At 64.2% G+C, this 24,422-nt stretch carries 25 protein-coding genes; 15 read left to right on the forward strand and 10 right to left on the reverse strand.

Annotated elements, in window-relative coordinates:
- Positions 1-210 precede the first annotated feature (210 nt).
- The 6 genes from JWR89_RS03570 (at position 211) to JWR89_RS03595 (ending at position 7,357) form a co-directional block, all read left to right on the forward strand.
- Entirely contained in the window at positions 211-1,191 is a 981-nt protein-coding gene (locus tag JWR89_RS03570; RefSeq protein WP_299711876.1) for an IS110 family transposase, read from the forward strand.
- Between the two features lie 185 nt (positions 1,192-1,376).
- The gene (locus JWR89_RS03575; RefSeq protein WP_299711878.1) at positions 1,377-2,204 is read left to right on the forward strand and encodes an alpha/beta hydrolase; all 828 of its coding nucleotides are present in this window, start codon (positions 1,377-1,379) and stop codon (positions 2,202-2,204) included.
- On the forward strand, positions 2,201-3,487 hold the full coding sequence (locus JWR89_RS03580; RefSeq protein ID WP_299711880.1) for an acyl-CoA dehydrogenase family protein: 1,287 nt from the start codon (positions 2,201-2,203) through the stop codon (positions 3,485-3,487). The genes JWR89_RS03575 and JWR89_RS03580 overlap by 4 nt, the downstream gene beginning before the upstream one ends.
- A gap of 186 nt (positions 3,488-3,673) precedes the next feature.
- Positions 3,674-5,188 (forward strand): long-chain-fatty-acid--CoA ligase, encoded by a 1,515-nt coding sequence (locus JWR89_RS03585; RefSeq protein WP_299711882.1) that lies wholly within the window; start codon positions 3,674-3,676, stop codon positions 5,186-5,188.
- Positions 5,189-5,282: 94 nt separating this feature from the next.
- A complete protein-coding gene (locus JWR89_RS03590; RefSeq protein WP_299711884.1) occupies positions 5,283-6,377 on the forward strand; it encodes an NAD/NADP-dependent octopine/nopaline dehydrogenase family protein in 1,095 nt (364 codons plus the stop codon).
- Positions 6,374-7,357 carry a 3-hydroxybutyryl-CoA dehydrogenase gene (locus JWR89_RS03595; protein WP_299711886.1) on the forward strand — a complete coding sequence of 328 codons (984 nt, stop codon included), beginning with the start codon at positions 6,374-6,376 and terminating at the stop codon, positions 7,355-7,357. Before JWR89_RS03590 ends, JWR89_RS03595 begins: the two co-directional genes overlap by 4 nt.
- 104 nt (positions 7,358-7,461) lie before the next feature.
- On the opposite strand, the gene JWR89_RS03600 is transcribed toward JWR89_RS03595, so the two are convergent.
- Positions 7,462-8,508, reverse strand: a complete 1,047-nt coding sequence (locus JWR89_RS03600; RefSeq protein WP_299711888.1) for a peptidase M29 — start codon at positions 8,506-8,508, stop codon at positions 7,462-7,464.
- 122 nt (positions 8,509-8,630) lie between these two features.
- Here JWR89_RS03600 and JWR89_RS03605 point away from each other — a divergent pair, with 122 nt between their 5' ends.
- The 4 genes from JWR89_RS03605 (at position 8,631) to JWR89_RS03620 (ending at position 13,727) form a co-directional block, all read left to right on the forward strand.
- Entirely contained in the window at positions 8,631-9,626 is a 996-nt protein-coding gene (locus JWR89_RS03605) for a flavin reductase (RefSeq protein WP_299711890.1), read from the forward strand.
- A 276-nt stretch (positions 9,627-9,902) separates the two neighbouring features.
- Positions 9,903-11,261 (forward strand): malonyl-CoA decarboxylase, encoded by a 1,359-nt coding sequence (locus JWR89_RS03610; RefSeq protein WP_299711891.1) that lies wholly within the window; start codon positions 9,903-9,905, stop codon positions 11,259-11,261.
- 251 nt (positions 11,262-11,512) lie between these two features.
- Positions 11,513-12,448, forward strand: a complete 936-nt coding sequence (locus JWR89_RS03615) for a cyclase family protein (protein ID WP_299711893.1) — start codon at positions 11,513-11,515, stop codon at positions 12,446-12,448.
- Positions 12,449-12,758: 310 nt separating this feature from the next.
- The gene (locus tag JWR89_RS03620) at positions 12,759-13,727 is read left to right on the forward strand and encodes an amidohydrolase family protein (RefSeq protein WP_299711895.1); all 969 of its coding nucleotides are present in this window, start codon (positions 12,759-12,761) and stop codon (positions 13,725-13,727) included.
- A gap of 184 nt (positions 13,728-13,911) precedes the next feature.
- On the opposite strand, the gene JWR89_RS03625 is transcribed toward JWR89_RS03620, so the two are convergent.
- From JWR89_RS03625 to JWR89_RS03665, 9 genes are all read right to left on the reverse strand, one after another.
- Positions 13,912-14,673: an ABC transporter permease gene (locus JWR89_RS03625; RefSeq protein ID WP_299711897.1), complete on the reverse strand. Its 762-nt coding sequence runs from the start codon at positions 14,671-14,673 to the stop codon at positions 13,912-13,914.
- A complete protein-coding gene (locus JWR89_RS03630; RefSeq protein ID WP_299711899.1) occupies positions 14,670-15,455 on the reverse strand; it encodes an ABC transporter permease subunit in 786 nt (261 codons plus the stop codon). Before JWR89_RS03630 ends, JWR89_RS03625 begins: the two co-directional genes overlap by 4 nt.
- A complete protein-coding gene (locus JWR89_RS03635) occupies positions 15,452-16,234 on the reverse strand; it encodes an ABC transporter ATP-binding protein (protein WP_299711931.1) in 783 nt (260 codons plus the stop codon). Before JWR89_RS03635 ends, JWR89_RS03630 begins: the two co-directional genes overlap by 4 nt.
- Positions 16,235-16,496: 262 nt before the next feature.
- On the reverse strand, positions 16,497-16,757 hold the full coding sequence (locus JWR89_RS03640; protein ID WP_299711914.1) for a DUF3297 family protein: 261 nt from the start codon (positions 16,755-16,757) through the stop codon (positions 16,497-16,499).
- The gene (locus JWR89_RS03645; RefSeq protein WP_299711916.1) at positions 16,754-17,230 is read right to left on the reverse strand and encodes a glutathione peroxidase; all 477 of its coding nucleotides are present in this window, start codon (positions 17,228-17,230) and stop codon (positions 16,754-16,756) included. The genes JWR89_RS03640 and JWR89_RS03645 overlap by 4 nt, the downstream gene beginning before the upstream one ends.
- A complete protein-coding gene (locus JWR89_RS03650; protein WP_299711918.1) occupies positions 17,230-18,633 on the reverse strand; it encodes an amidase family protein in 1,404 nt (467 codons plus the stop codon). Before JWR89_RS03650 ends, JWR89_RS03645 begins: the two co-directional genes overlap by 1 nt.
- 222 nt (positions 18,634-18,855) lie before the next feature.
- Positions 18,856-19,410: a cytochrome C gene (locus JWR89_RS03655; protein ID WP_299711920.1), complete on the reverse strand. Its 555-nt coding sequence runs from the start codon at positions 19,408-19,410 to the stop codon at positions 18,856-18,858.
- Between the two features lie 184 nt (positions 19,411-19,594).
- Positions 19,595-20,869 (reverse strand): PQQ-dependent sugar dehydrogenase, encoded by a 1,275-nt coding sequence (locus JWR89_RS03660; protein WP_299711921.1) that lies wholly within the window; start codon positions 20,867-20,869, stop codon positions 19,595-19,597.
- Positions 20,870-21,009: 140 nt separating this feature from the next.
- A complete protein-coding gene (locus tag JWR89_RS03665; protein ID WP_299711922.1) occupies positions 21,010-21,267 on the reverse strand; it encodes a hypothetical protein in 258 nt (85 codons plus the stop codon).
- Between the two features lie 271 nt (positions 21,268-21,538).
- Here JWR89_RS03665 and pqqA point away from each other — a divergent pair, with 271 nt between their 5' ends.
- The 5 genes from pqqA to JWR89_RS03690 all read left to right on the forward strand — a co-directional run.
- Positions 21,539-21,619: a pyrroloquinoline quinone precursor peptide PqqA gene (gene pqqA / locus JWR89_RS03670; protein ID WP_089267584.1), complete on the forward strand. Its 81-nt coding sequence runs from the start codon at positions 21,539-21,541 to the stop codon at positions 21,617-21,619.
- Positions 21,620-21,708: 89 nt separating this feature from the next.
- On the forward strand, positions 21,709-22,638 hold the full coding sequence (gene pqqB, locus JWR89_RS03675) for a pyrroloquinoline quinone biosynthesis protein PqqB (protein WP_299711924.1): 930 nt from the start codon (positions 21,709-21,711) through the stop codon (positions 22,636-22,638).
- Positions 22,635-23,399, forward strand: coding sequence for a pyrroloquinoline-quinone synthase PqqC (gene pqqC, locus JWR89_RS03680; RefSeq protein ID WP_299711926.1), 765 nt, complete (start codon positions 22,635-22,637; stop codon positions 23,397-23,399). The genes pqqB and pqqC overlap by 4 nt, the downstream gene beginning before the upstream one ends.
- Positions 23,400-23,408: 9 nt before the next feature.
- Entirely contained in the window at positions 23,409-23,726 is a 318-nt protein-coding gene (gene pqqD, locus JWR89_RS03685) for a pyrroloquinoline quinone biosynthesis peptide chaperone PqqD (protein ID WP_299711927.1), read from the forward strand.
- A partial coding sequence (locus JWR89_RS03690) for a radical SAM protein (protein ID WP_299711929.1) occupies positions 23,723-24,422 on the forward strand: 700 nt, incomplete at its 3' end. The genes pqqD and JWR89_RS03690, both read left to right, overlap by 4 nt.

A 24,422-nucleotide genomic window follows, 5' to 3' on the forward strand; every position in this document is an offset into this window, starting at 1 on the left:
AACCGGGATCGTAAGTCTGCGTGCGTCGGTTAGGATGGTGCCGGCCGGGGCGGGCGTTACGGGATTACGGGAAGGTCGTTGGCGGCCGTCGGGATCTCGCACCCCGCCTCGTTTGATCGAAGGGCCGGACACCCGGACGGTAGCAAGTGCTGGCCGCACGTTTGACGATCCAGGAGCCGGCCCTGCCTCTCGAACAAGGCAGGAGCAAACATGACACTCCCTCATTTGTCGGACAATACCTTCGTCGGCATCGACGTTGGTGGTGCGGGTCTCGACGTCGCATGGCATCGGGGCGGTAGTGCCCATTACGCCAATAGCCCCGATGGCATTGCCGCGCTGGTCGAGCGGCTGCGGTCGGGGCCACCCGTGACCCGCATCGTGGTGGAGCCGACCGGCGGGTATGAGAAGGCGCTGGTGAAGGCGTTGCGTCAGGCGCAGCTCCCCGTCGAGATCGCCCACACGACGCGCGTTGCGGCTTACCGCAAGCTGGTCGGCGTCAAGGCCAAGTCCGATACCTCGGATGCCCGGCTGCTCGCGTCCTATGCGGCCGCCCCCGACGAGGTGCGCGGTCGCAAGGCCAGTCACGTCGAACTGCCGGCAGATGATATCCGCGAGGCCCTTTCCGAACTCGCAAGCCGCCGCGACCAGCTCAAACACATGATCCATGCCGAGACCTGCAGGCTCGGGACGGTGCGGATGGCCGAACTCCGCCAGGCGATATTGACTCATCTCGAGACGCTGCGAGCCGAAGACAAGCAGGTCCACCGGATGATGTTGGCTCTGGTGCGTCAGCGCCTCGACCTGCAGCGCGACCAGCGTTTGCTCAAAACCATCAAGGGCATTGGCCCGAAGTCCGCGCTGGTCTTCCTGGCTTCGGTTCCCGAACTCGGCCGGGTCGACAACAAGGCGGCCGCGGCGCTCATCGGCGTCGCCCCGTTCGTGCGCAGAAGCGGCACCATGATCGCCCCCGCACGCATCCACGGCGGGCGCGCCGCCGTGCGCAGCATCCTCTACATGGCCGCCGTCTGCGCCAGCAAACACAACCCGGTGCTCCGCCCCTTCTACGACCGCCTCATCGCCAAAGGCAAACCGCCAAAATTGGCCCTGATCGCCATCCTGAGACGGCTCGTCGTGTTCGCCAATGCCGTTCTCAGGTCCGGCCAACCATGGAAAAGCGCAAATGCAGCTTGACAGCTAACACGGTAGATCCCGGATCTGCGGAGCGGCATCAAGAATGCCGCACCGCGTCCGGGACACGAAGGACGCCTGCCCGCCAAACAGGCACCCACTACCCTTTTAAGTCTAAAACTATCGCTTTTCATATAATTTCATCCTGCTAGGATCGGCGCCGTTCCACCCCACAAGGGAGATGCGCCGTGCCTGACTCTGCAGCCATGACGACAAAGGACGGCCGCTTCGGCTATGAGGCCGCGGGCGATGCGACTAGAACGCCACTGGTATTTCTCCACGGCATCGGTGGCGCCGCGCGCGGCTGGCGCGCCCAGCTCGACGCCTTCGGCAATCGCTATCACGCCATCGCTTGGGACATGCCCGGCTACGGCGGCTCGCAGCCACTGCCGGTCACCAGCATCCCCACGCTCGCCGACGCGCTGAAGGATTTCCTGGCCCAGCTCGGTGCCGTCAAGCCGGTGCTGGTCGGCCATTCCATCGGCGGCATGATCGTGCAGCAGTTTCTGGTGAGCTATCCCGATCTCGCTGGCGCCGCGGTGCTCGCGCAGACCACCTCGGCGTTCGGCAGCTCCGACGGCGAGTGGCAGAGGAATTTCATCGATAGCCGCGTCGGCCCGCTCGACCGCGGCGAGACTATGGTGTCGATGGCGCCGAAGCTGGTGCAGGACCTGATCGGCGACGCGCCCAGCGCCGAAGGTATCGCACTGGCGCGCGATTGCATGGCGTCGGTCAAGCCGGAAACCTATCGCTCCTCCATGCAGGCGATGATCGGTTTCGACCTGCGCAAGAACATCGCCGACATCAAGGTGCCCACGCTGCTGCTGTCCGGCTCGAAGGACAACAATGCGCCGGCCAAGACCATGGCCAAGATGGCGACCTTCGTGAAGGGCTCGACCTATGTCGAGCTCGAGGGCGTCGGTCACCTCGCCAACATGGAACGGCCCGCCGAATTCAACGAAGTGCTCGCCGACTTCCTCTCCACCAGCCACAATCTTTCGGGGTCCTCCTCATGACCATGCCCATCGCCAAAGCACTCGATCTCGACGCCATCGTGCTCGACAAGCCGATCTTCGATCCCAAGGCCTACGGGTTGACCGACGAGCAGGCCGAGATCATGACCCGGGCGCGCACGCTTGGGCAGAGCGTGTTCGCCGGCCGCGCCTCGAAGTGGGACAGGGAAGCGATCTTCCCGGCCGAGAACTACAAGGACCTGCACCAGGCCGGCCTGCTCGGCATCGCGATCCCGAAAGTCCATGGCGGCCTCGGCGCCGACTACCAGACCTATGCGATGACCGCCGCCGAGATCGGCCGCTATTGCGGCGCCACCGCGCTGACCTGGAACATGCACGTCTGCTCGACCTTGTGGTCCGGCCCGCTCGCCGACGACCTCGAGATGGACGAGCCCACCCGCGCCGACCAGGAGCGCCGCCGCGCCATCCACTACAAGCGCATCGTCGAAGACGGCGCGATCTATTCGCAACCGTTCTCCGAAGGCGGCGCGGCTGCCGCCGGCGGCGTGGCGTTCGGCACCGAAGCCAAGCCGGTCGATAGTGGCTGGCTGGTCAACGGCAAGAAAATCTTTGCCTCGCTCTCCGGCCACGCGAATTATTACGGCGTACTGTGCACCGAGATCGCCGAGGGTGAAAAAGCCTCGCGCCGCAACACGCTGTATCTGGCGCTGCCCGCCGATGCACCCGGCGTCTCCGTAGTCGGCGACTGGGATCCCTTGGGCATGCGCGGCACGGTCTCGCGCACGCTGATCTTCAAGGACGTGTTCGTGCCGTTCGATGCGGCCTTGATGCCGCGCGGCGTGTACTTCCAGGCCGCGATGCGCTGGCCGCACATGTTCCTGACGCTGTCGCCGACCTATGTCGGTCTCGCGCAGGCGGCCTATGATTTCACCGTGAAGTATCTGCGCGGCGAGGTGCCGGGCACGCCGCCGGTAAAACGCCGGATGTATCCGACCAAGCAGATTGCGGTGGCGCAGATGCAGATCAAGCTGGAGCAGATCAAGGGCATCTGGTTCCAAGCGATCACCGAAGCCTGCGCCAATCCGACGAAAGAGCAGGTGCTGCGCGCTTACGCCGCGCAGTATTCCGTGATGGAAGGCGCCAACGAGATCGCGACGCTGGCGATCCGCACCTGCGGCGGCCAGGCTATGCTGAAGTCGCTGCCGCTGGAGCGCATCTACCGCGACAGCCGCTGCGGCGCTTTGATGCTGCCGTGGACGGCGGAGCTGTGCCTCGACCGCATCGGCCGCGAAGCGCTGTACGAGCAGGGCGAGAAGGACGAGTAAAAACGACAAACGTCATGTTCACCGTTCCCCGGACGCTGCGCAGCGCGCTGCTCTTGCAGCGTGGTGCGCTGCAGATCCGGGGTCCCGGTGGCTACGAAAGAAACCGGGATTCCGGATCTGCGCAGCGGCATACGAATGCCGCAGCGCGTCCGGGAAACAAGACTAACACCAGACCGGATACCCATCGTGGATCTCTCTGATCTCATCGCCCGCAACGCGGCGTTCACGCCGGACAAGCCCGCGATCTATTTCGAGGGCGCCACGCTCGGCTATGCCGCGTTCGACGCCCGCATCGAAACCACCGCCAAAGCACTGAAATCCGAATGCGGCGTCGGGCGTGGCGACCGCGTCGCGATTCTCAGCCTGAACCGGCCGGACTATCTGGTGCTGCTCTACGCCTGCGCCCGGCTCGGCGCCCTGCTGGTGCCGCTGAACTGGCGCCTCGCAGTGGCCGAGCAACTGTTCATCCTGTCCGACGCGTCGGTAAAAGTGCTGGTGCTGGAGAAAGGCTTTGCCGACATCCTGCCGTCGCTAGCGAAAGAGCTGCCCGACACCCGCGTCGTCGCGCTCGACTTCGCGCCGCCGGCCCCCGGCCAGACCTTCGACGCGCTGCTGGCGAAGGCGTCGGGCGACGGCCGCAATCCGCATACCGACCTCGCCTGCCCGCTGTTGATCGTCTACACGTCCGGCACCACCGGCCGCCCCAAGGGCGCCGTACTGCGCCAGGAGGCGCTGCTGTGGAACGGCGTGATGAGCCAGCACATGCATGGCCTGACCTCCGACGACCACGTGCTCACCGTGCTGCCGTTCTTCCACGTCGGCGGCCTCAACATCCAGACCACGCCGGCGCTGCATCATGGCGCCACCGTCACCATCCACGCCCGCTTCACGCCGGACTCCACTTTTGCCGCCATCGCCAAAGACCGCCCGACGCTCACCGTGTGGGTGCCCGCCATCATCCAGGCCATGAGCGAGCACCCTTCCTGGGCCGCGGCCGACCTCAGCTGCCTCAAGGCCGTCTCCACCGGCTCGCAGATCGTGCCGCCGCATGTGATCGCGCGGCTCACCGCCCGAAACATTCCGGTGCTGCAGGTCTATGGCTCCACCGAGACCTGCCCGATCTCGGTCTATACCAGGCTCGGCGGTGATCTCACGCGAACCGGGTCGACCGGCCTGCCCGGCCTGTGCTGCGAGGCCGCCATCATCGACGACAATGGCGCCGAACTGCCGGCAGGCCAAGCCGGCGAGATCGCGATCCGCGGCCCCAACGTGTTCTTCGAATACTGGGGCAACGAGAGCGCCACCCGCGAGGCGCTGCACGACGGCTGGTATCGCACCGGCGATATCGGCACGCGCGACACCGACGGCTACTTCTGGGTCCACGACCGCAAGAAGAACATGATCATCTCCGGCGGCGAGAACATCTATCCCGCGGAAGTCGAGCGCGTGCTGCTGGAGCATCCCGATGTCGCCGAGGTCGGCGTGGTCGGCCTGCCCGACCCGAAATGGCAGGAAGTGCCGGTCGCCTACGTCATCTTGCGGCCGGACTGCGACTGCACCGCCGACGCCTTGCGCGCCCACGTGCTGACCCAGCTCGCCCGCTACAAGGTGCCGCGCGACATCGTCTTCGTCACCGACCTGCCGCGCACCGCGCTCGGCAAGGTGCAGCATTTCAAGTTGAAGCAAGACACTCGTTCGTAGGGTGGGTTGAGCCCTTGCGAAACCCACCACCGTTTGCCGGTGGGTTTCACAAGGGCTCAACCCACCCTACGGCCAAATTATCAGAGGACGAGCGATGAAAATAGCAGTTCTGGGCGGCGGCAACGGTTCGTTCGCGGCGGCAGGCGACTTCGCTTTGCAAGGCCACGATGTGCGTCTCTGGCGCCGTGACGCCGACGCCGTGGCCGCACACAAGGCCGCCGGTTCGCGCATTCAGGTTAAGAATGCGCAGGGCACCCACGACACCCAGCTCACGCTGGTCACCACCGACATCGCCGAAGCGGTCCGCGACGTCGAGCTGATCCTGTGTCCGACGCCGGCCTTCGCGCAGCCCGACATCGCCAAGCAGATCGCACCGCACCTCCGGGACGGCCAGGTGGTGTATCTGCCGCCGGCGACCTTCGGCTCGATGATTTTTGCGAAAGCCGCGCATGAAGCCGGCAACCACGCCCGTGTCGCCTTCGCAGAGACCGGCACCCTGCCCTGGCTGGCGCGCAAGCACGGGCCGTTCGAGGTGTCCATCACCATCCGCGCCAAGCGGCTGCCGACCGGCGCGTTTCCGCTCGCGCTGTCCGATTACGCCTGCAAGGTGATCGACAGGGCCTTCCCCGGCGTCATCGAGCCGTGTGGCGATGCGCTGTCCGGCGCGCTGATGAATGCCGGCCCGATCATCCATCCGCCGCTGATCGTGATGAATGCCGGGCCGTTGGAGCATTTCGAGACCTGGGACATCCACAAGGAGGGCACGCAAGCCGCAATCCGCCGCGTCACCGACGCGCTGGATGCCGAACGCATCGCGATCCGCGAAGCGTTCGGCTATGGCGGCTCGCATTTCCCGCTGGCGGATCACTATGCCAAGGAAGGCGACGAGTGGATGTATGGCCGCGGCTCGCATGACCGCCTTACCGATTCCGGCGACTGGCGCGAACACATCGTGCTGCGCGAGCACCGCTACATGCGCGAAGACCTGCGCACCGGCCTGTCGTTCTTCCTGTCCTGCGCCACGCTGGCCGGAGTCGAGACGCCGCTGATGAAGGCGTTCCTCGCGATCGGCGGCGCCATTTGCGGCGAGAACTTCCTGCAGGGCGGCCGCACGCTCGCGCTGCTCGGCTTCGGCGATCTGGACCGCGACGGCCTGATCAAGCTGCTGCGCGAAGGCTTTTCGTCGTGAGCGCGCGCGAAACCATCGCCTGCCTCGGCGCCGGACGCATGGGCCGCGGCATCGCGGTGGCCTTTGCCTATGCCGGCCACCCCGTCGCCATCGTCGATTTCAAGCCGCGCGACGCCGGCAAGTTCGCGGTATTGCAAGCCGACGCGCTGGACGAAATCCGCAAGACCTTTGCATCCATGTCGCGCTTCGGCCTGCTCACGCCCGAAAATATCGAGACGCTGATGGCCCGCGTCAGCGTGGTGCCGGAAGCCGGCGCCGGTGCAGCCTTGTCGGGTGCGACGATCATCTTCGAAGGCGTGCCGGAAGTGCTCGACCAGAAGCGCGATGCGCTGAAGCGCGCCTCGCAACTCGCCGGCCCCACGCCGATCATCGCCTCCACCACCTCGACAATTCTGGTCGATCACATTTCGGGCGCGGTCGAGCATCCTGAGCGCTTTCTCAACGCGCACTGGCTCAACCCGGCCTATCTGGTGCCGCTGGTCGAATTGTCGCCGGGCGTGAAGACCGATCCCGCGATCACCGCGCGCGTGAAGGCGCTGCTAGAAGGCATCGGCAAGGTGCCGGTGGTCTGCGCCGCCACGCCCGGCTACATCGTGCCGCGCATCCAGGTGCTCGCCATGAACGAGGCCGCGCGCATGGTCGAGGAAGGCGTCGCCTCTGCCGAAGACATCGACAAGGCGATCAAATACGGCTTCGGTTTCCGCTTCGCCGTACTCGGCCTCTTGGAATTCATCGACTGGGGCGGCGGCGACATTTTGCACTACGCCAGCCAGTATCTCACCGGCGCTTTGCAAAGCGATCGCTACGCCGCGCCAGAGATCATCGGCCGCAACATGGAAGAAGGCAAAGTCGGATTGCGCACCGGCGAAGGTTTTCTCGATTACGCCGGGATGGATGTCGCCGCCTACCGCGAACAGCGGCTCGCGGCGTTCGTGGATCTGCTGCGGCACTTTGCACTGGCGAAGCCGCCGGTGCTGTAGTCCGTAGCCCGGATGAGCGAAGCGAAATCCGGGGCCGGCGTCCTAACCATTCGCGGTTTTCCCGGATTTCGCTTCGCTCCATCCGGGCTACGGGAGACTCGGCCTCACCCGAACACATCCTGCAGCACGCCGGCCTTGATCACCGCCACGCCGTCGAGTTCGATCGTCGTATTCATCACCGGCAGGTCGAAATGCCCGGCCGTGTAACGCCCGGCGAATTCATTGGCCCCCGTCGAGAACAGGAAATTTCCTGCCACGGCGCGGATCTCGGTGCCGTTGGTGTCGCGCTGGTCGTACATCGCCAGCGACTCGTAGCGCGCGTTGGGGTTCATGCCCCAGCCGACATGCGACACGGCGTAGGCTTCCTTGTCGCCCCAGGCCGCCAGGTAGCGCTTCATCATCTCGGCGTCGGCCCCCTGCCCCTGCAGATCGACCACGTAGTCGTCCTTCAACGTCATGCGTATCGGCGAGGTCAGGTAGCGCTTGAAGGTCAGGTTGATATCGCCTGCGTCCATCACCAGCGTGCCGTTGATGGTGCCGCTCTTCGGGAAACTCACCACGATGCCACCCGGCCAGTGCGCCAGCGTGCCCGGCTTGTCGGTCCAGCCCCACACGCCGACGGTTGCCGCGCCTTCCATGTTGACGTCGAGGTCCGAGCCCGCCGCCGAGGTGACCTTCATGCGCTTGGTCCCGCGCAGCATCTTGGCGGCGGCACGGACGCGCTTCTCCAGTGCGGAGTCCGGCACCATGCGCTCCAGCGCTTCCGGGTGTTCGTTGGAGATCACCAGAATGCGCGCGCCGGACTTCAATATCTCCGGCGTCTCCTTGGCGTGCATCAGGCCCTCGATGGTGCAATCGACCACGAAGCCGGCCTGCTGCAGCGCCGATACCACCGGGCCGAGCTGCCCGATCGCCTCGCTCGCGCCGGTCGAGCGCACCGCCACGATCTGCTTGTTGCGCGGCGTCGGTACAATCACATGAAACGGCCGCGCGCCCATCCGCAGCAGCGCCAGTTCGGCGATGTGAACGTTGAGCGCGCGCGACTGCGTCTCGGAGAGGATCGCGGCCGTATCACCGGGCTTCACCGCGCAGCGCTCGAAAATCTCGCAGAATGCGTCGATCCATTTCGCCTCGATGCGATCTGCCAGCATGCGGTTTCTCCGGTGTTTAAAGCGATTATCGTTGGATGATACGGGCGCTCGTGTTACATGAAAAGGAATATTTTTAATGTTAAAGCACAGCGCGGCGCGGCTTTTTCGGGCAGCGGCCGACGATGACAAAGCAGGTAGGTGCCATGGCGGATGACAAGGTCGCGGATGCCCCTCAGGCGGTCAGCCCGGTGCCGTTCCGCCAGGCGCTGGGCCAGTTTCCCACCGGCGTCACGGTGGTCACCGCAACCCAAGGCGATCACCCCGTCGGCATGACCGCGAATTCGTTTTCGTCGGTTTCGCTCGATCCGCCGCTGGTGCTGTGGAGCGTGGCCAAGTCGTCGCCAAGCCACGATCCGTTCGTCGAGGCCGACGCCTTCGCGATCCATTTTCTCGGCGCCGATCATGGCGAGCTGGCGATGCGGTTCGGCCGGCGCGGCTCCGACAAGTTCGCCGGCATCCAGCATGCGCCCGGCGTCACTGGCGCGCCGCTGATCGACGGTCTCGCCCCGATTTTCGAATGCAAGACCTGGGCGCGTTATCCCGGCGGCGATCACACCATTCTGGTCGGCGAAGTCGTGCGCTTTGTCGAGCGCAACCACGATCCGCTGGTGTTTCACTCCGGCGAGCTGCGCCGCATCGACAACGCGCTGCGCCGCGCGCCGCCTTTGGCGAGCAACAGTTTTGCGCGCAACTACCTGTCGTATCTGCTGGCGCGCGCGAGCTTCAACGTCTCCGGCGAATTCCACGCCACCCTGAAGGATTGGGATCTGACCGTGCCGGAATGGCGGGTGCTGGCCTGCCTGATGGATGTCGAGGGACTGTCCGTCGGCGAACTCGCCGCGATGGCGCTGATGAAGCAGCCCGGTCTCACCAAGGTCTTGGACCGCATGGAGCGCGACGGGCTGTTGAAGCGCCAGAGCGCGTCGAACGACCGCCGCCGCGTCACGCTGCACCTCACGGCGAAGGGCCGCGCCCGCGTCAAGCCGGTGCAGGCCGCCGCGATGGCGCACGAGGCGGAACTGCTGAAGCAGTTCAGCGACGACCAGCGCGCCACCATCAAATATGCGCTGGATCTGTTGATCGACAGCCGCCTGACCAGCGACGCAAGCGGCGACTAACACCGTAGCGCGTAGGGTGGGCAAAGGCGCGCTTGCGCCGTGCCCACGCGTTTTCTTGACGTCTAACCTGGTGTCCTAGACGTGGGCACGCTTCGCTTTGCCCACCCTACGGCTGTTACGACCGCGCAGATCCGGGGCCCGTCCCTTCCTGATGAAATTTGTCGCAAAATCGTCGCGCTCACGATTGAGTCATGCCGCAAATCGCCGCGCACAAATTCCGGCGATGCCCTATATTGTCCGCGACTGGATAGGCTGCCAGCCGGGAATTGATTGACCATGAGCAACGACTTCTTCTCCGACCTCCTCGCTTCCATCTCGGAACGCGGCCGTACCTTGCTGCGGCTGGGGCCGGCATCGATCGACGCCAGACAGAACACGTCCGACCTGATAGAGCTGTGCGGCGAGTTGCTGTCCGGCCGTGGCGAAGCCTCGGGCACCGCCATCGCGCGTGGCGTGCTGGATCGCTACCACCAGTTGGATGAGGCCGGCCGCCTCACCTTCTTCGAGGCGCTGGCGCAGAAATACGGCCCCGACAGCGACAGGCTGGAAAAGGCCATCGCGGCCTGGCGCGCCAAGCCGACCGGCGACGGCGCCGCCGACTTGCATTTCGCATCCGAGCCGCAGCGGCAGGAACTGTTTCGCCGGCTCAACCGCGCGCCCGGCGCCACCCACGAACTCGTCAGGATGCGCGCCGATCTGCTCGACCTGACAAAGGCCAACAAGGATCTCGCCGCCGTCGATCGCGACGTCGTGCATCTCTTGGCATCATGGTTCAACAGGGGGTTTCTGGTGCTGCGCCGAATCGACTGGTCGACACCCGCCATCATTCTCGAAAAAGTCATCAAGTACGAAGCCGTGCACGAGATCCACGACTGGGACGATTTGCGCCGCCGCATCGATCCCGCTGATCGGCGCTGCTACGCGTTCTTCCATCCGGCGCTGGTCGACGAGCCCCTGATCTTCGTCGAGGTGGCACTGACCGAGACCATTCCCGGCGCCATCGCGCCGCTGCTCGCCGAAGACCGTCAGCCAGTGGCGATCGAACGCGCCCGCACCGCGGTGTTTTATTCGATCTCGAATTGCCAGCGCGGCCTCGGCGGCATTTCGTTCGGCAATTTTCTGATCAAGCAGGTGGTCGAAGAACTGCGCCGCGAACTGCTCAAGCTCGACACCTTCGTCACGCTGTCGCCGGTGCCCGGCTTCATGAAGTGGCTGCAGCGCGCGCCGGACCTGCCGGTCACCGAAGACGAGCGCGCATTGCTGGCGCATCTCGACACTCCCGACTGGATCAACGACGCCGCGCTGGCGGCGCAGCTCCGCGCCGTGGTCGAGCCGCTGGCCGCGCATTATTTCCTGAAGGCGAAGACGCCGCGCGGCGGCCCGGTGGATTCCGTCGCCCGCTTCCACCTCGGCAACGGCGCCCGGCTGGAACGCATCGACTGGCTCGGCGACCTTTCGCCCAAAGGCCTGCGCGAATCCGCTGGCCTGATGGTGAACTACCTATACCGCCTCGACGACATCGAGAAGAACCACGAGGCCTATGCCGACCACTACGAGATCGCCGCCTCCAGCGCCGTGAAAAAGCTGCTTAAGGTTGAAGGCGGTCGCCGGCTGCTGGACATGCGACTGGGCTGATTTCTTTCGTCCTTCCTTCTCCCCTTGTGGGAGAAGGTGGCGCGGACGAAGTCCGCGCCGGATGAGGGGTCACTAGGCTCGGAGCTTGTGGCTACCCCTCACCCGTCTTCGCTGCGCGAAGCCACCCTCTCCCACAAGGGGAGAGGGAAGAAAGAGCGCGCCTCACGCGATCGCCCCCTCCCTTATTTTTCCTTCCGCTGGTATCCTTATGCCCAGCCGGGAAACACCGGCATCACAAGGGAGGACCGAACATGCTGAAAGCCTGTCTGCTCGGCTGTGCCGTTTCGCTGCTTGCCGTTGCATCGCCTGCCCACGCGCAGGACTGGACCAAATCGAAATGGGGCCCGAACGACGAGATCGGCGCCGCCAACTACATGACGCCCGAGCTGGTGAAGTCGGCCGCGCAGCTCGTCAAGACCGGCAAGACCTATGCGCTGGGCATCCCCGTCAGTTCCGAGACCCCGGCCTATCCGCCGCGCGGTTTCAAGATCACCGTGGTGCAGCCCGGCCAGGCCGGCAATTCGGGCCTCGGTCCCAATAACGCCACCTACAATGACGACATGATCAACGGCTGGGTCGGCGTTGGCAGCCAGATGGACGGTCTCGGCCATCTCGGCGTCAACCACGTCTACTACAACGGCAACAAGGTCGCTGATTTTGGCGATGCCACCGGCCTGAAGAAACTCGGCATCGACAAGGTGCCGCCGCTGGTGACCCGCGGCGTGCTGCTCGACATGGCGGCCTACTACAAGACCGACGTGGTCAAGGAAGGCACCGCCTTCAACGTCAAGGAGATCGAGGAGGCGGCCAAGGCGCAGGGCGTCGAGATCCGCCAGGGCGACGTGGTACTGTTTCACACCGGCTGGCTCGGCCTGATCGGTAAGGACGACAAGCGCTACAATGCCGGCGAACCGGGCCTCGGCGTCGAAGGCGCGAAGTACCTCACCGGCAAGGGCGTGGTCGCCGTCGGCGCCGATACCTGGGGCGTCGAGGCGGTGCCGTTCGAGGCCAAGAACGTGTTCGAAATCCACCAGATTTTGCTGGCGATGAACGGGACCTACATCCTCGAAAACATGGACACCGCCGAACTGGCGAAAGACAAGGGCTACGAGTTCCTGTTCGTGCTCGGCCAGCCGCGCTTCAAGGGTGGCGTGCAGAGCATGATCAACCCGGTCGCGATCAGGTAGGAGTGCGAAGCCAGTCGCCATGTCGTCCCGGCAAGCGAGCTTGCGAGCGCAAGCCGGGACCCATAGCCTCCGTCCCATCGATGATCGGTGGCAGCAGCCAACTTAAACCACGAACTCGGAGGGTATGGGTCCCGGATCTGCGTTCGCTGCGCTCGCTTGTCCGGGACGACACCGCGTTTTTCGTCGAGCGGTCACAGTATCTCCCCGCACCGCAGCACATCCGCCATCTTGCACGCCCCCGCCAAACACGTCACCTTGCCTGTCAATAAAGTTCACCACAGACAAGTGGTGACGCAAACCGGAGGATCCCATGCTGACACGCCGTCATGTCTTGCTGACCTCGGCTGCTGCCGCCGTCATGCTCACCCGAAAATCCGCTTTGGCAAAACCCTCGCAGCCCGGCACCCAAGTCAACTTCGAAGTGCCCGCCGGCGCCGTCGATTGCCACACTCACATCCACGGCGACCCGGAGAAATTCCCGATGTTCGCGGGCCGGGTCTACACGCCGGAATCCGCCTCGCCGGAAGAAATGGTAGCGCTGCACAAGGCGCTCGGCATCCAGCGCGTGGTGATCGTCACGCCGAGCGTGTACGGCACCGATAACTCAGCGACACTGTTCGGCATCAAGGCTCGCGGCCCTGACGCCCGCGGCGTCGCGGTGATCGACGACAAGACCACCGAGAGCGACCTTGACGCCATGCACGCTGCCGGCATTCGCGGCATTCGCGTCAACCTCGCCACCGCCGGCACCAACGATCCATCGATCGCGCGGCAGCGCGTGCAGTCGGCGATCGACCGGATCAAGGCGCGCGGCTGGCACCTGCAGATTTACACTAACCTTCCGGTGATCCCCGCCATCAAGGATCTGGCGGCGACGTCGCCGGTGCCGCTGGTGTTCGATCATTTCGGCGGCGCCCAGGCCGCGCTCGGCGTCGAGCAGCCGGGCTTCGCCGACCTGGTCGAGCTGGTGAAATCCGGCAAGGCCTATGTGAAGATTTCTGGCGCCTACCGCGCCTCCACGCTCGGTCCCGACTACAGCGATGTCGTGCCGTTGGCGAAAACGCTGATATCGGCCAATCCCGATCGCATCGTCTGGGGCACCGACTGGCCGCACCCGGATTCGGTGACCCCGCCGGGCAAGAAGCCCACCGACCTCACGCCGCTGCTGCAAATCGACGATGGCCGGCTGCTCAACCAGCTCGCCGTCTGGGCGCCGGATGCGGCGACGCGGAAGAAGATTATGGTCGAGAACGCGGTGAGGCTGTACGGGTTCGCGTAAAGCGGGCGCCGGCGCTTCTTTCTTCCCTCTCCCCCGCGCGAAGCGAAGCTTCGCTAGGTGGGAGAGGGTGGCCGCGCGTAGCGCGGACGGGTGAGGGGTAGCCACGCGCTCCGAGCCCAGAGACCCCCTCATCCGCCTCCGCTTCGCGGAGGCACCTTCTCCCACAAGAGGAGAAGGAAGGGAACTAAACTTCCGGAAATCCCCTGAGCAAATACGTCCGCAGCCCATGCAGCAGGCTGTTCAGGATCAGCCCGAGCATCGAGATCGTGATCAGCGGCACGAACATATCCACGGTCTGGAAGGTGCGCGCGGCCTGCACCAGCATGTGGCCGAGGCCGTCTGTCGAGGTGATCATCTCGGCCAGAAACACCACGATGCAGGAGATCACCAGGCCGATGCGGCAGCCGGTGAGGATCGAGGGCATCGCCGCCGGCAACACCACCTTGAACAGGATCTGCGCGCGCGGCGTCCCTGCGGCCATCGCCGACCAGATCAGCTTCTGCTCGACCATCGACGCGCCGTAATAGGTCGACAGCAAAATCGGAAACAGCGCGTCCGCGGCAACCAACGTGATCTTCGAGGCGTGGTCGAAGCCGAGGATCAGCAGCAGCGCCGGATACAGCGCCACCTTGGGGATCGGCGCCATCACCCGCACCAGCGGCTTCACCACCGCGTTGATCGCCGGGCTGACCGCGGCGGCAAGGCCGATGATCACGCCGAGCACCACCGCGATGCCGAAGCCGGCGAACAGCCGCAACAGGGTCGCGGCGATCTCGTGCAGGAAGTCGCTGGTGAACAGTTGCTGGCCCAGCCGCAGGAATACCGCGCCGGGTGGCGGCAGCATCGTCACCGGCGCGTAGCCGAAGGTGATCAGCGACTGCCACAGCGCGAGGAACAGCGCGATCGGGGTGATGCCGAGCAGGACCTTGTTGAGCGCAGGGTTCATGAGAAGCTCAGCGGCATGTCGTGCTGCGGCTTCGACCAGCGCACCAGCCAGCCGCGCAGTTTCTCGAAGGCGGCATCGAACAGGATGCCCATGGCGCCGATGATGATGATCATCGCAAACACCGTATCGTACTGCGCCATGTCGAGGGCGTTAAAGAGAATGTTGCCCGCACCCGATTGCCGCGCGATCATCTCGGACGTCACCATGGTGATCAGCGCCAGCACCAGCCCGGTGCGGCAGCCCGTGAGAATTTCCGGCAGCGCGGCCGGCAGCACGATGCGGAGCATGCGCTGCGGCGCCGACAGGCCCATCGCGGCGCCCGACCACAGCATCTTCTCTTCCACCGCTTTGCCGCCCTGGAACGAGTGATAGATGATCGGCAGGCTGACGCCGAGGAAGATCACCAGCGTCTTCGACATGTCACCGACGCCCATCCACAGCATGATGATCGGCATAAGAGCGGCCTTCGGCACCGGATAGATGATCATCAGCAGCGGATTGAAGAACGACGCCACGCCCTTGATGCGGCCCATCAGGAGGCCGAGCGGAATCGCGAACAGCACCGCGAGGCTCAATCCAATCGCCATGCGGCGGATCGAGGCGCCGATATTGACCAGCGATTCCTTGTCGCCGAGGATCGAGGGAACGGCGCGGATCGCTTCCAGCGCAGTCGGGAAACTTTCGGTCTGCAGCGCCAGCGACGCGACCTGCCAGGCGCACAACAGCCCGATGCAGGCCAGCAGCGGCGCCGATTTCGAAAGCGCAGCGCCCGGCGTGATCATGCGTGGATCTCGTCTTCGCCGGTGTCGTCGATCAGCTTCTCGATATCGACCACGTATTTCTGGTAGCGCGGATCGAGCAGCAGTTCGGCGCGCTTGCGCGGCCGCGGCAGGTCGATATCGACCACGACCTTGATGCTGCCCGGCGAGCGCGTCATCACCACGACCTTGTCCGACAGGAACACGGCCTCTTCCACCGAGTGCGTGACAAACAGCACGGTCTTGCGGTCGCGCTCCCAGATGGTGAGGAGATCATTCTGCAGCCGCGTGCGGGTATGCGCATCGAGTGCGCCGAACGGCTCGTCCATCAAGAGAACCGCGGGATTGTAGGCCAGCGTGCGCGCGATCGCGACACGCTGCTTCATGCCGCCGGACAGTTCTTTTGGATAAAAGTTCTCGTAGCCCTTGAGGCCTACCATCTCGAGCAGCTTGCGGCTCTTGGCTTCGGCGTCGGTTTTTTTCACGCCCTGCTGACGCAGACCGTACATCACGTTGCCGAGCACATTCTTCCACGGAAACAGCGCGAATTCCTGGAACACCGGACCGCGATCCGGGCCGGGGCCGGTGATCACCTTGCCCTTGACCTTCGCCGCGCCGTCGCTCGGCTGCACGAAGCCGCCGACGATATAGAGCAGCGTGGATTTTCCGCAGCCGGAGGGCCCGAGGATCGAGACGAAAGCGCCGTCCTCGATGGTCAGATTGATATCCGACAGCGCCAGATGGCTCTGCCGGCCGGAGGTCTGGAAGCGTTGCGAGACGTGATCGATGTGGATCATCGCCATCGCGGGCGCGACGCCGGGCAACGCGGCCGGTTCAGCCTGAACGTCGGAACGCAGCGATACCACCTTCATTCCCGGTCCTTCATCCGCCATGGACGCATTGCAATCACGACGACCCGGTCGAGTCCATCCTGCCCGCCTTCGAACCATAGCGGGAAACTGCAATTGTTTTAAGCTTCAAATTTATGCGGGGGCCGCCTTTTTGCTAGTCAGCGCCCTGCCGCTTGCTGCCGCAGTTTGGCCGCAGGACCCCCGCACGGCGTTGTCAGGTCTTGGGGCGGAAATAAGGCTCCACCGGACCGCTCAATTTGATCATCAGCGGGTTGCCGTAGCGGTCCTTGGCGGCGCCGGCGGGGACTTTGACCCAGCCTTCGCTGACGCAATATTCTTCGACATTGGTCTTCTCGACGCCCTTGAATCGGATGCCGACATCCTGCTGCAGCACTTCCGCATTGTAGAACGGGCTGCTTGGATCGGTGGACAGCCGGTCGGGCAATTCGGTGGTCGCGTCGTTATTGTCGGTCATAGCAGCGCCTCGATTTCGTCTTTGAGCGATTCAGGTTTGGTGGTCGGCGCATACCGCGCGACCACCCGGCCAGCGCGGTCGATCAGGAACTTGGTGAAATTCCATTTGATCGCCGAGCCCAGCAGCCCTGACTTTTCAGATTTCAGGAAATTATACAATGGATGGGCATGGCTTCCGTTGACGTCGATCTTCTCGAACATCAGGAAGCTGACCTCGTAGTGGGTCGCGCAGAACGCTTCGATCTGCGGGGAATCACCCGGCTCCTGGCCGCCGAACTGGTTGCAGGGAAAGCCCAGCACCGCAAAGCCGCGCGGCGCGTATTCTTCATGGATGTGCTGCAGCCCCTTGTATTGCGGCGTGAATCCGCAGGCGCTAGCGGTATTGACGATCAAGAGCACCTGCTCCTCGAACTGCTTCAGGGAGACGTCGTGGCCGGCCAGCGTCCTGGCCGAGAAATCGTAGATGCTTGCCATCAGGCTGTGACCGGATCGATCGGCGATACCGGCGTGCCGCCGGCCTCGATCGCCTCGCCCGCCAGCATACACAGGTCCTCGCGGTAGCGCCCGGCGACAATCTGCACGCCGGTCGGCACGCGACCGACCAGGCCGGTGGCCACCGACAAGGCCGGCAGGCCCATGAAGGGAATACCGATCTGCGGCATCTGCGCTCGCCAGACGCGCTCGAAGGATTGGTCGTCCTTGAGGTCGAGGTTGTCTTCGAACGGCAGCTCGCCGGAGACCGGCATCAGCACCACCGCATAGGTCTGCAAAAACATCTGCCAATCGCGCACGAAAGTGGAGCGGCGCACCAGCGCCCGCGACAACCCGCCGTTCTCGAAACCTTCGAGCTTGCGTTTATTGCCTCGCAAACAGGCCAGCGCACCGGGATCGCCCTCGCGCTCGGCGGCGTCCAGCATCCCCTGAAAACCATCGCCGAACCAGATCGTGGTCTGCAGTTCGGCGGCCTCACGCAGCGCCGGGGTGTTGTCGATCTCCTCGACGGTCCAGCCGGCCGCCTCCAGCCGCTTGCCGGCGTCGCGTACGGCGGCTTCGACGTCGGCTGATATCTCCAGCCCGTCCGGGCGCAGGCACATGGCCGCGCGCTTCGGCATCGCCGGCCCCTCCAGCGGCGCCGGCACCCACCAGGGGTCGCGCATGTCCGGTTGCGACATGACGTGCAGACCGAGCCGGATATCGCCGATGGTGCGGGCCAGCGGGCCGGACATCGCAGTGATCTGACCGGAGATGATGCGCTCCGGCAGCGCGGCATTATAGGCGGCGATGCGGCCCAGCGTGGGGCGCAGGCCATGCACGCCACAGGCATAGGCTGGGTAGCGGATCGAGCCGGCTATATCGGTACCGTGGGCGATATGGCCGATGCCGGCGGCGACGGAAGATGCCGCGCCGCCGGACGAACCGCCTGGCGTGAGGGCGGGATCGCGCGGGTTCTTGGTGTCGCCGTACAACAGGTTGGTGGTGAACCAGCGATAGGAGAACGCCGGGCAATTGGTGCGGCCGAGGATCACCGCGCCGGCCTTGCGCAGATTGTCGATCACCGGGCTGTTGCTGGTCGGCAGCACGTCGCGCTGGATGTTGAGGCCGTTGGTGGTGGCATAGCCGGCATAGTCGATGTTGACCTTGACGGTGACCGGCACGCCGCCGAGCGGGCCGACCTCGTCGCCGCGCGCCATCGCGGCATCGACCGCGGCAGCCTGCGCCATCACGTCTTCGGGGTGATGCTCGACCACCGCATTGATGGCCGGATTGACCGCGTCCAACCGCGCCAGGCCGGCCGAAGCTGCTTCCTTCGCCGACACCTTGCGGCCCCGAATCAACGCCGCCAGGTCAACGGCCGACAAACGCCAGAGATCGTTCATGCATCACTCCATGGATGACGCTTGTTATCGCAGCGGGAGCGAGAAGGCCAATGGGGACAGATAGCGTCGCTGCGCCATGGTTCGTGTTCGTGCCCCGGACGCGATGCGATACGCAGTATCGCTTCGCAGAGCCGGGGTCCCGGTCCGCACAGAATACCGGGATCCCGGATCTGCGCAGCAGCGTTTCACGCTGCGGCGCGTCCGGGAAACGGGAGCGTCCGTCTATCGCACCCTTGCCAGAAAATACGCGAGCTCGACAATCTGCGCCTCGGTGATCGGCTGCATCACGTCGGCCATGGTGGCGTCGTAGCCGTGGCGGGAGTTGTCCTTGTATTCGCGCAGCGTCTTGGCCAGGTAATCTTCACGCTGGTTGGCAATGCGCGGGATATTGTCGCGGCCGGAGAAGTCAGCGTTGTGGCAGGAATCGCAGCGGAATTGCTGCGTCAGCGTACGCGCGCTCGCCATCCGCGTGGGATCGCCGGCGTCCGCTAATGGCGCCGGCTTCGGCAGCGTCGCCAGATAGTCCGAGAAGATCCGCAGGTCGTCGTCGGTGAAGTCCTTCGCCATCTCGTTCATCGGATCGAAGATGCGCAACTTCTCGCGAAACATGAACAACTGGATCAGTGCATAGGCCGGCTGCTGGGCGCCGAGCGAGGGCGTGTTTTCCATCTCCGACGTGCCCTTCTCGCCATGGCAACCAAGACAGGGCGCGGCGCGCTCGGCGAGCGTGGCGGCGGACAGCGGAGATGCTGCAATGAAGGAGAGCGCCAACAGCAAAGCTGGCCGTCCCCGCGACAACGGGAGCCTATACACGCGGATGCTTGTGAATATGCGGCGGAGAAGCCTGGATGTCATATGGGAGGCCGGGGGTTATGGGTCCCCGCTTTCGCGGGGACGACTCGCGGGGAGCTTGTCGCGAAAAATCCACCTCTCCCCGCAAGCAAGGAGAGGTGGAGAGCGATTACTTGCCTTCGGCCACCTTCGGCTTGCCGTAGGTGACGCGGTAGACCGCGCCGTTCCAGTCATCGGACACCAGCAACGATCCGTCTTTCATCGGCAGCACATCGACGGGACGGCCCGAATAGGTGTTGTCGTTGAGGAAGCCGGTGATGAACGGCTCGATGGATTTCACCGTGCCATCCCTGTTCAGCTTCGCTACCACCACGTCGCCACCGAGCTTCTGCGACTTGTTCCAGGAGCCGTGGCGCGCGATGAAGATCGCGTTCTTGTAGGCGGCCGGGAACATCTTGCCGGTGTAGAAACGCATGCCGAGCGCCGCGGTATGAGCGCCGAGCAGGCCGATCGGCGCAGTGTAGTCGGCGCAGGACTTGCCCCAGCCGAATTCGGGATCGAGAATATTGCCCTGCAGACAATACGGCGCGCCGAAGTTCTCGCCGTCCTTGCTGACGCGGTTGAGTTCGTCCTCAGGCACGGTTTCCGAGACCCAGTCGCGGCCGTTGTCGGTGAAGTACATCTGCTTGTTTTCGGGATTCCAGTCGAAGCCGACCGTGTTGCGCATGCCACGCACCACAACTTCGGCGCCGGAGCCGTCGAGATTCATGCGGCGGATCTGGCCGTGGGCGTCGTCATGCAGCACGCTGTTGCCGGGCTGGCCGACCGGAACATAGAGCTTGTTGTCCGGGCCGATGCCGATGAACTTCCAGCCGTGCGCTTCGTCCTTCGGCAGGTCGTCGTAGATCACCGTCGGCTTCGGCGGGTTGTCGAGGACGTCCTCGACCTTCTCGATCTTCGAGATCTTCGAGAGTTCGGCGATGTAAAGCGTGCCATCCTTGAAGGCGAGGCCATTCGGCCGGTACAGGCCGGAGGCCAGCACCTTGACCTGACGCTTGCCGTCCTTGTTGACGACGGCATAGACCTTGTCGACGAGGCGGGAGCCTACGAACACCGTGCCCTTGTCGCCCTCGCGCAGCGAGCGCGCATTGGCCATGCCCGCGGCATAGACCTCGATGTTGAAGCCGGGCGGCAGTTTCAGCTTGGCGACCGGCAGCTTGTCTGCGGCGGCGGCGATCGGCGGCGGCGCCACCGGCGCGAGCTTGGCAGCCGCGGCGCCATCCGGACGGCCGATCAACGGCGAGCCCGGCGGCAGCGCGGGCGCAGCGGCAGGAGCAGGTGCCGGCGCGGCGGGAGCGGGCTGCTGCGCTGCGGCAGCAAGCGTGAAGGCACTGAGAAATGCCCCGGCAAGCAAAGCCTGCCGTGCGGGCGCGTCAATTTTCATGGAGTCCTCCTGATGCAGGGGCCTTTTCTAAGCGACCGCAACGATGCGGCGCCCACGACCTCCTGATTTACTTTGTGGTATTTTCTGTCCAGTGCACAACGAAAACATTTGATGCCTGAACACAGCAAGACGCGCCGCGGTCAATGCCTGGTTGAAGATATGTCAGGCATCTCCATCAAAACTTCGCTGAACGGAAATTCGAGCACGATCTCCCCGGCCTCGTCCGTGACTTCCAGCGCCGCCGTCAACAATCCTGCCTGAGCGCCTTCGGTTTTCAATAGCTGCTGAATCATCTCGCGCGCGGTTTCCCAGGCCTCGTCGGGATCGCGCAACCGCTTGCCATCGGGATCGACGACAAGATCATCGCCCAGGCGGGTATTGAAGAAATAGCGTGGCATGACGGTTTTCCCCTGTACCGAATCTCGCTTGGCTGACGATCACGCTTTGGTGTTCGCGGCCGAACCGTTTCGAGCGGCCGGCCGCCCTGATCGCTATATGTCGCGGGATCGCAGTCGTTGCAATCGATGAAAGGGTTTACGCTGCGTGCGATTTTATGCTGCAGTGCACTTCAATTGACATATTGTTTTGAAGAACCAGTTGGCGAACCTTTGGGCAGGGATTAGAGTTACCGCCAGCAGCGTTGTGGCTGCAATTAGTGGGAGACCCGAAATGGCCTGGAAAGCACCTAAGATCGTCGAAGTTGCGGTCGGCATGGAAATCAACATGTACGCCTGCGCTGCACGCAAGTAAGACCACGCGCAGTAAGACCTAGCCATTGGGGTGCTTGCATCATCTGCAGGCGCCCCACACGGCGAAAGGCTAGGTTCAGGAGCGATGCCATGTTGCGTGTGATCGTTCTTGGAGCCGCGGCCGGCGGTGGAGTTCCGCAATGGAATTGCGGTTGCCCAATTTGCGACACGGCGCGCACCAAGCAGCCGGACATGCAGAGCAGCCAGGCGTCGATCGCGCTCAGTGTCAATGGCGACCATTGGTTCCTCGTCAACGCCGCGCCAGAGTTGCGGCAGCAATTGATCGATACGCCGTCGCTTCATCCGAAATACGGACAACTTCGCCACACGCCTATCGCCGGCGTTATCCTGACCAATGGGGAAGTCGATGCCGTCGCCGGGCTCTTGTCGATGCGCGAGGGCTCGCCATTTACGATTTACGCGCACCAGAGGGTGCTTGCGATTCTCAAAGCCAACAGCATTTTCAACGTGCTCAGCGAGAAAAACGTGCGCCGCGAAGCCATCGCCGTCGATCACAGTTTTGAGCCGACCCTGCCGGATGGAAAGCCATCGGGCGTATCAATTCTGCCGTTCGTCGTGCCCGGCAAGAGCGCGTGGTATCTCGAAGGCCAGACGCATCCTGCGGGCGAGGATGCCGATGGCGACACGCTCGGTCTGCGGATCGAGGATAAGGCGACCGGCCAATATTTCTATTTTGTCGCCGCCTGCGCGCGGGTGACGCCGGAGCTGAAAGCGCGCCTCCGTGGTGCGCCGCTGGTACTGTTCGATGGCACGGTGTGGCGCGACGAGGAGTTGATCGCGGCGGGCCTCGGGCACAAGACCGGGCAACAGATGGGCCACCTCTCGATGTCCGGCAGTGACGGCGCCATCGCCATGCTGGCGGACGCCGATATCGGCAGGAAATATTTTCTGCATATCAACAATTCGAACCCGGCACTGCTGCACGATTCGCCGGAGCGTGCTGCGTTGCAAGAAGCCGGCTGGCATATGCCTCACGACGGCATGGAGATCACGCTGTGAACGCCCTCACCGCCTTTTCGCTGGTCTCTTCCACGCCGCTCGACAGCGCCGAACAGCTCGAGGCGACGCTGCGACACATCGGCGCAACCCGCTATCACAGCCTGCATCCGTTCCACGCTTTGCTGCACGGCGGCAAACTCAACAGAGGACAGGTGCAGGCCTGGGCGCTGAACCGCTACTACTACCAGAGCACGATTCCGATTAAGGATGCGGTGGTGATCTCGCGGTTTCGCGACCGCGACATTCGGATGGAATGGCGGCACCGCATTGAGGACCACGACGGCGATCCCGGCACCGAAGGCGGCATCGAGCGCTGGCTGAAGCTGACCGAGGGGCTCGGGCTCGATAGCGCCTACGTGGAATCCGCCGAAGGCATTTTGCCGGCGACGCGCTTTGCGGTCGACGCCTATGTGCACTTCGTCCGCGACAAGACGCCGCTCGAAGCCATCGCTTCCTCGCTGACCGAATTGTTCGCGCCGAACCTGCACGAAGAGCGCATCGCCGGGATGTTGAAGCATTACGACTTCGTCAATCCGGACATCATGAGCTATTTCAGCCGCCGCCTGACCCAGGCGCCCCGCGATGCCAACTTCGCGCTGGACTACGTCAGGAAGCACGCCAACACGCCGACGGAGCGCGAGGCGGTTTGCAATGCGCTGATCTTCAAGACCAACGTGCTGTGGGTACAGCTAGACGCGCTGTACCACGCCTATGTGAACGGCCATGTGCCGCCGGGCGCCTTCGTGCCCACAGCGAGCTAGAGGCCACCGATGACCGAACCGCGCAGCCGCCGCATGAGCGTCGAAGAGGCCAGCCGGCCAGTGCTGCCGCGTCATGCCCGGCTGAAATTCGACGACAGCCGGCAGGTCTGGGTAATCCTGGCACCGGAGCGCGTGCTGGCGCCGGACGAAATCGCGGTTGAGATCTTGCAATTGTGCGACGGCGCGCGCAGCGTCGCCGACATCATCGACCTGCTGGCGGCGAAATATGCTGCACCGCGCGACGACATCGGTACCGATGTGATCGCGATGCTGCAGGATCTCGCCGACAAGGGCTTTTTGACTCAAGCGCGGGAGAAGACGGCATGAGCCCGACGCTCACCGACGCCAATTCGGTATTTGCTGAACCGTTGTTAGCCGATCCGACCGACGGTCTGGCGATCATGGAGAAGACCCGCTCCACCGCGGAGACTTTCGGCATCCCTCTCGCGGTGCTGGCCGAGTTGACACACCGCTGCCCGCTGCAATGCCCGTATTGCTCCAATCCGGTGGAGCTCGAGCGCTCCAGCGCCGAACTGACCACCGCGGAGTGGAAGAAGGTGCTGTCCGAACTCGCCGAGATCGGCGTACTGCAAATCCACTTCTCCGGCGGCGAGCCGACCGCGCGCAAGGACATCGTCGAACTGGTGCAGCACGCCAGCGATGTCGGGCTGTATTCCAACCTGATTACCTCAGCCGTGTTGCTGACGCGCGACAGACTGGCGGCGCTGGCCGATGCCGGGTTGTGCCATGTGCAGATCAGCTTCCAGGGAAACGAACCCGTCGTCGCCGACCGCGTCGGCGGCTACAGGAACGGCCATGCCAAGAAGCTCGAAGTCGCGCGCTGGACCCGCGAGCTCGACATGCCGCTGACGGTGAACGCGGTGATGCACCGGCAGAACCTGCACCAGCTTGCCGACATCATCCAGATGGCGGTCGATCTCGATGCCGACCGGCTCGAAGTCGCCAATGTGCAGTATTACGGCTGGGCACTGAAGAACCGCGCCGCCCTGATGCCGACCATCG

Source organism: Tardiphaga sp. (assembly GCF_028290785.1).
In the GTDB taxonomy this organism is placed as follows: Bacteria; Pseudomonadota; Alphaproteobacteria; order Rhizobiales; family Xanthobacteraceae; genus Tardiphaga.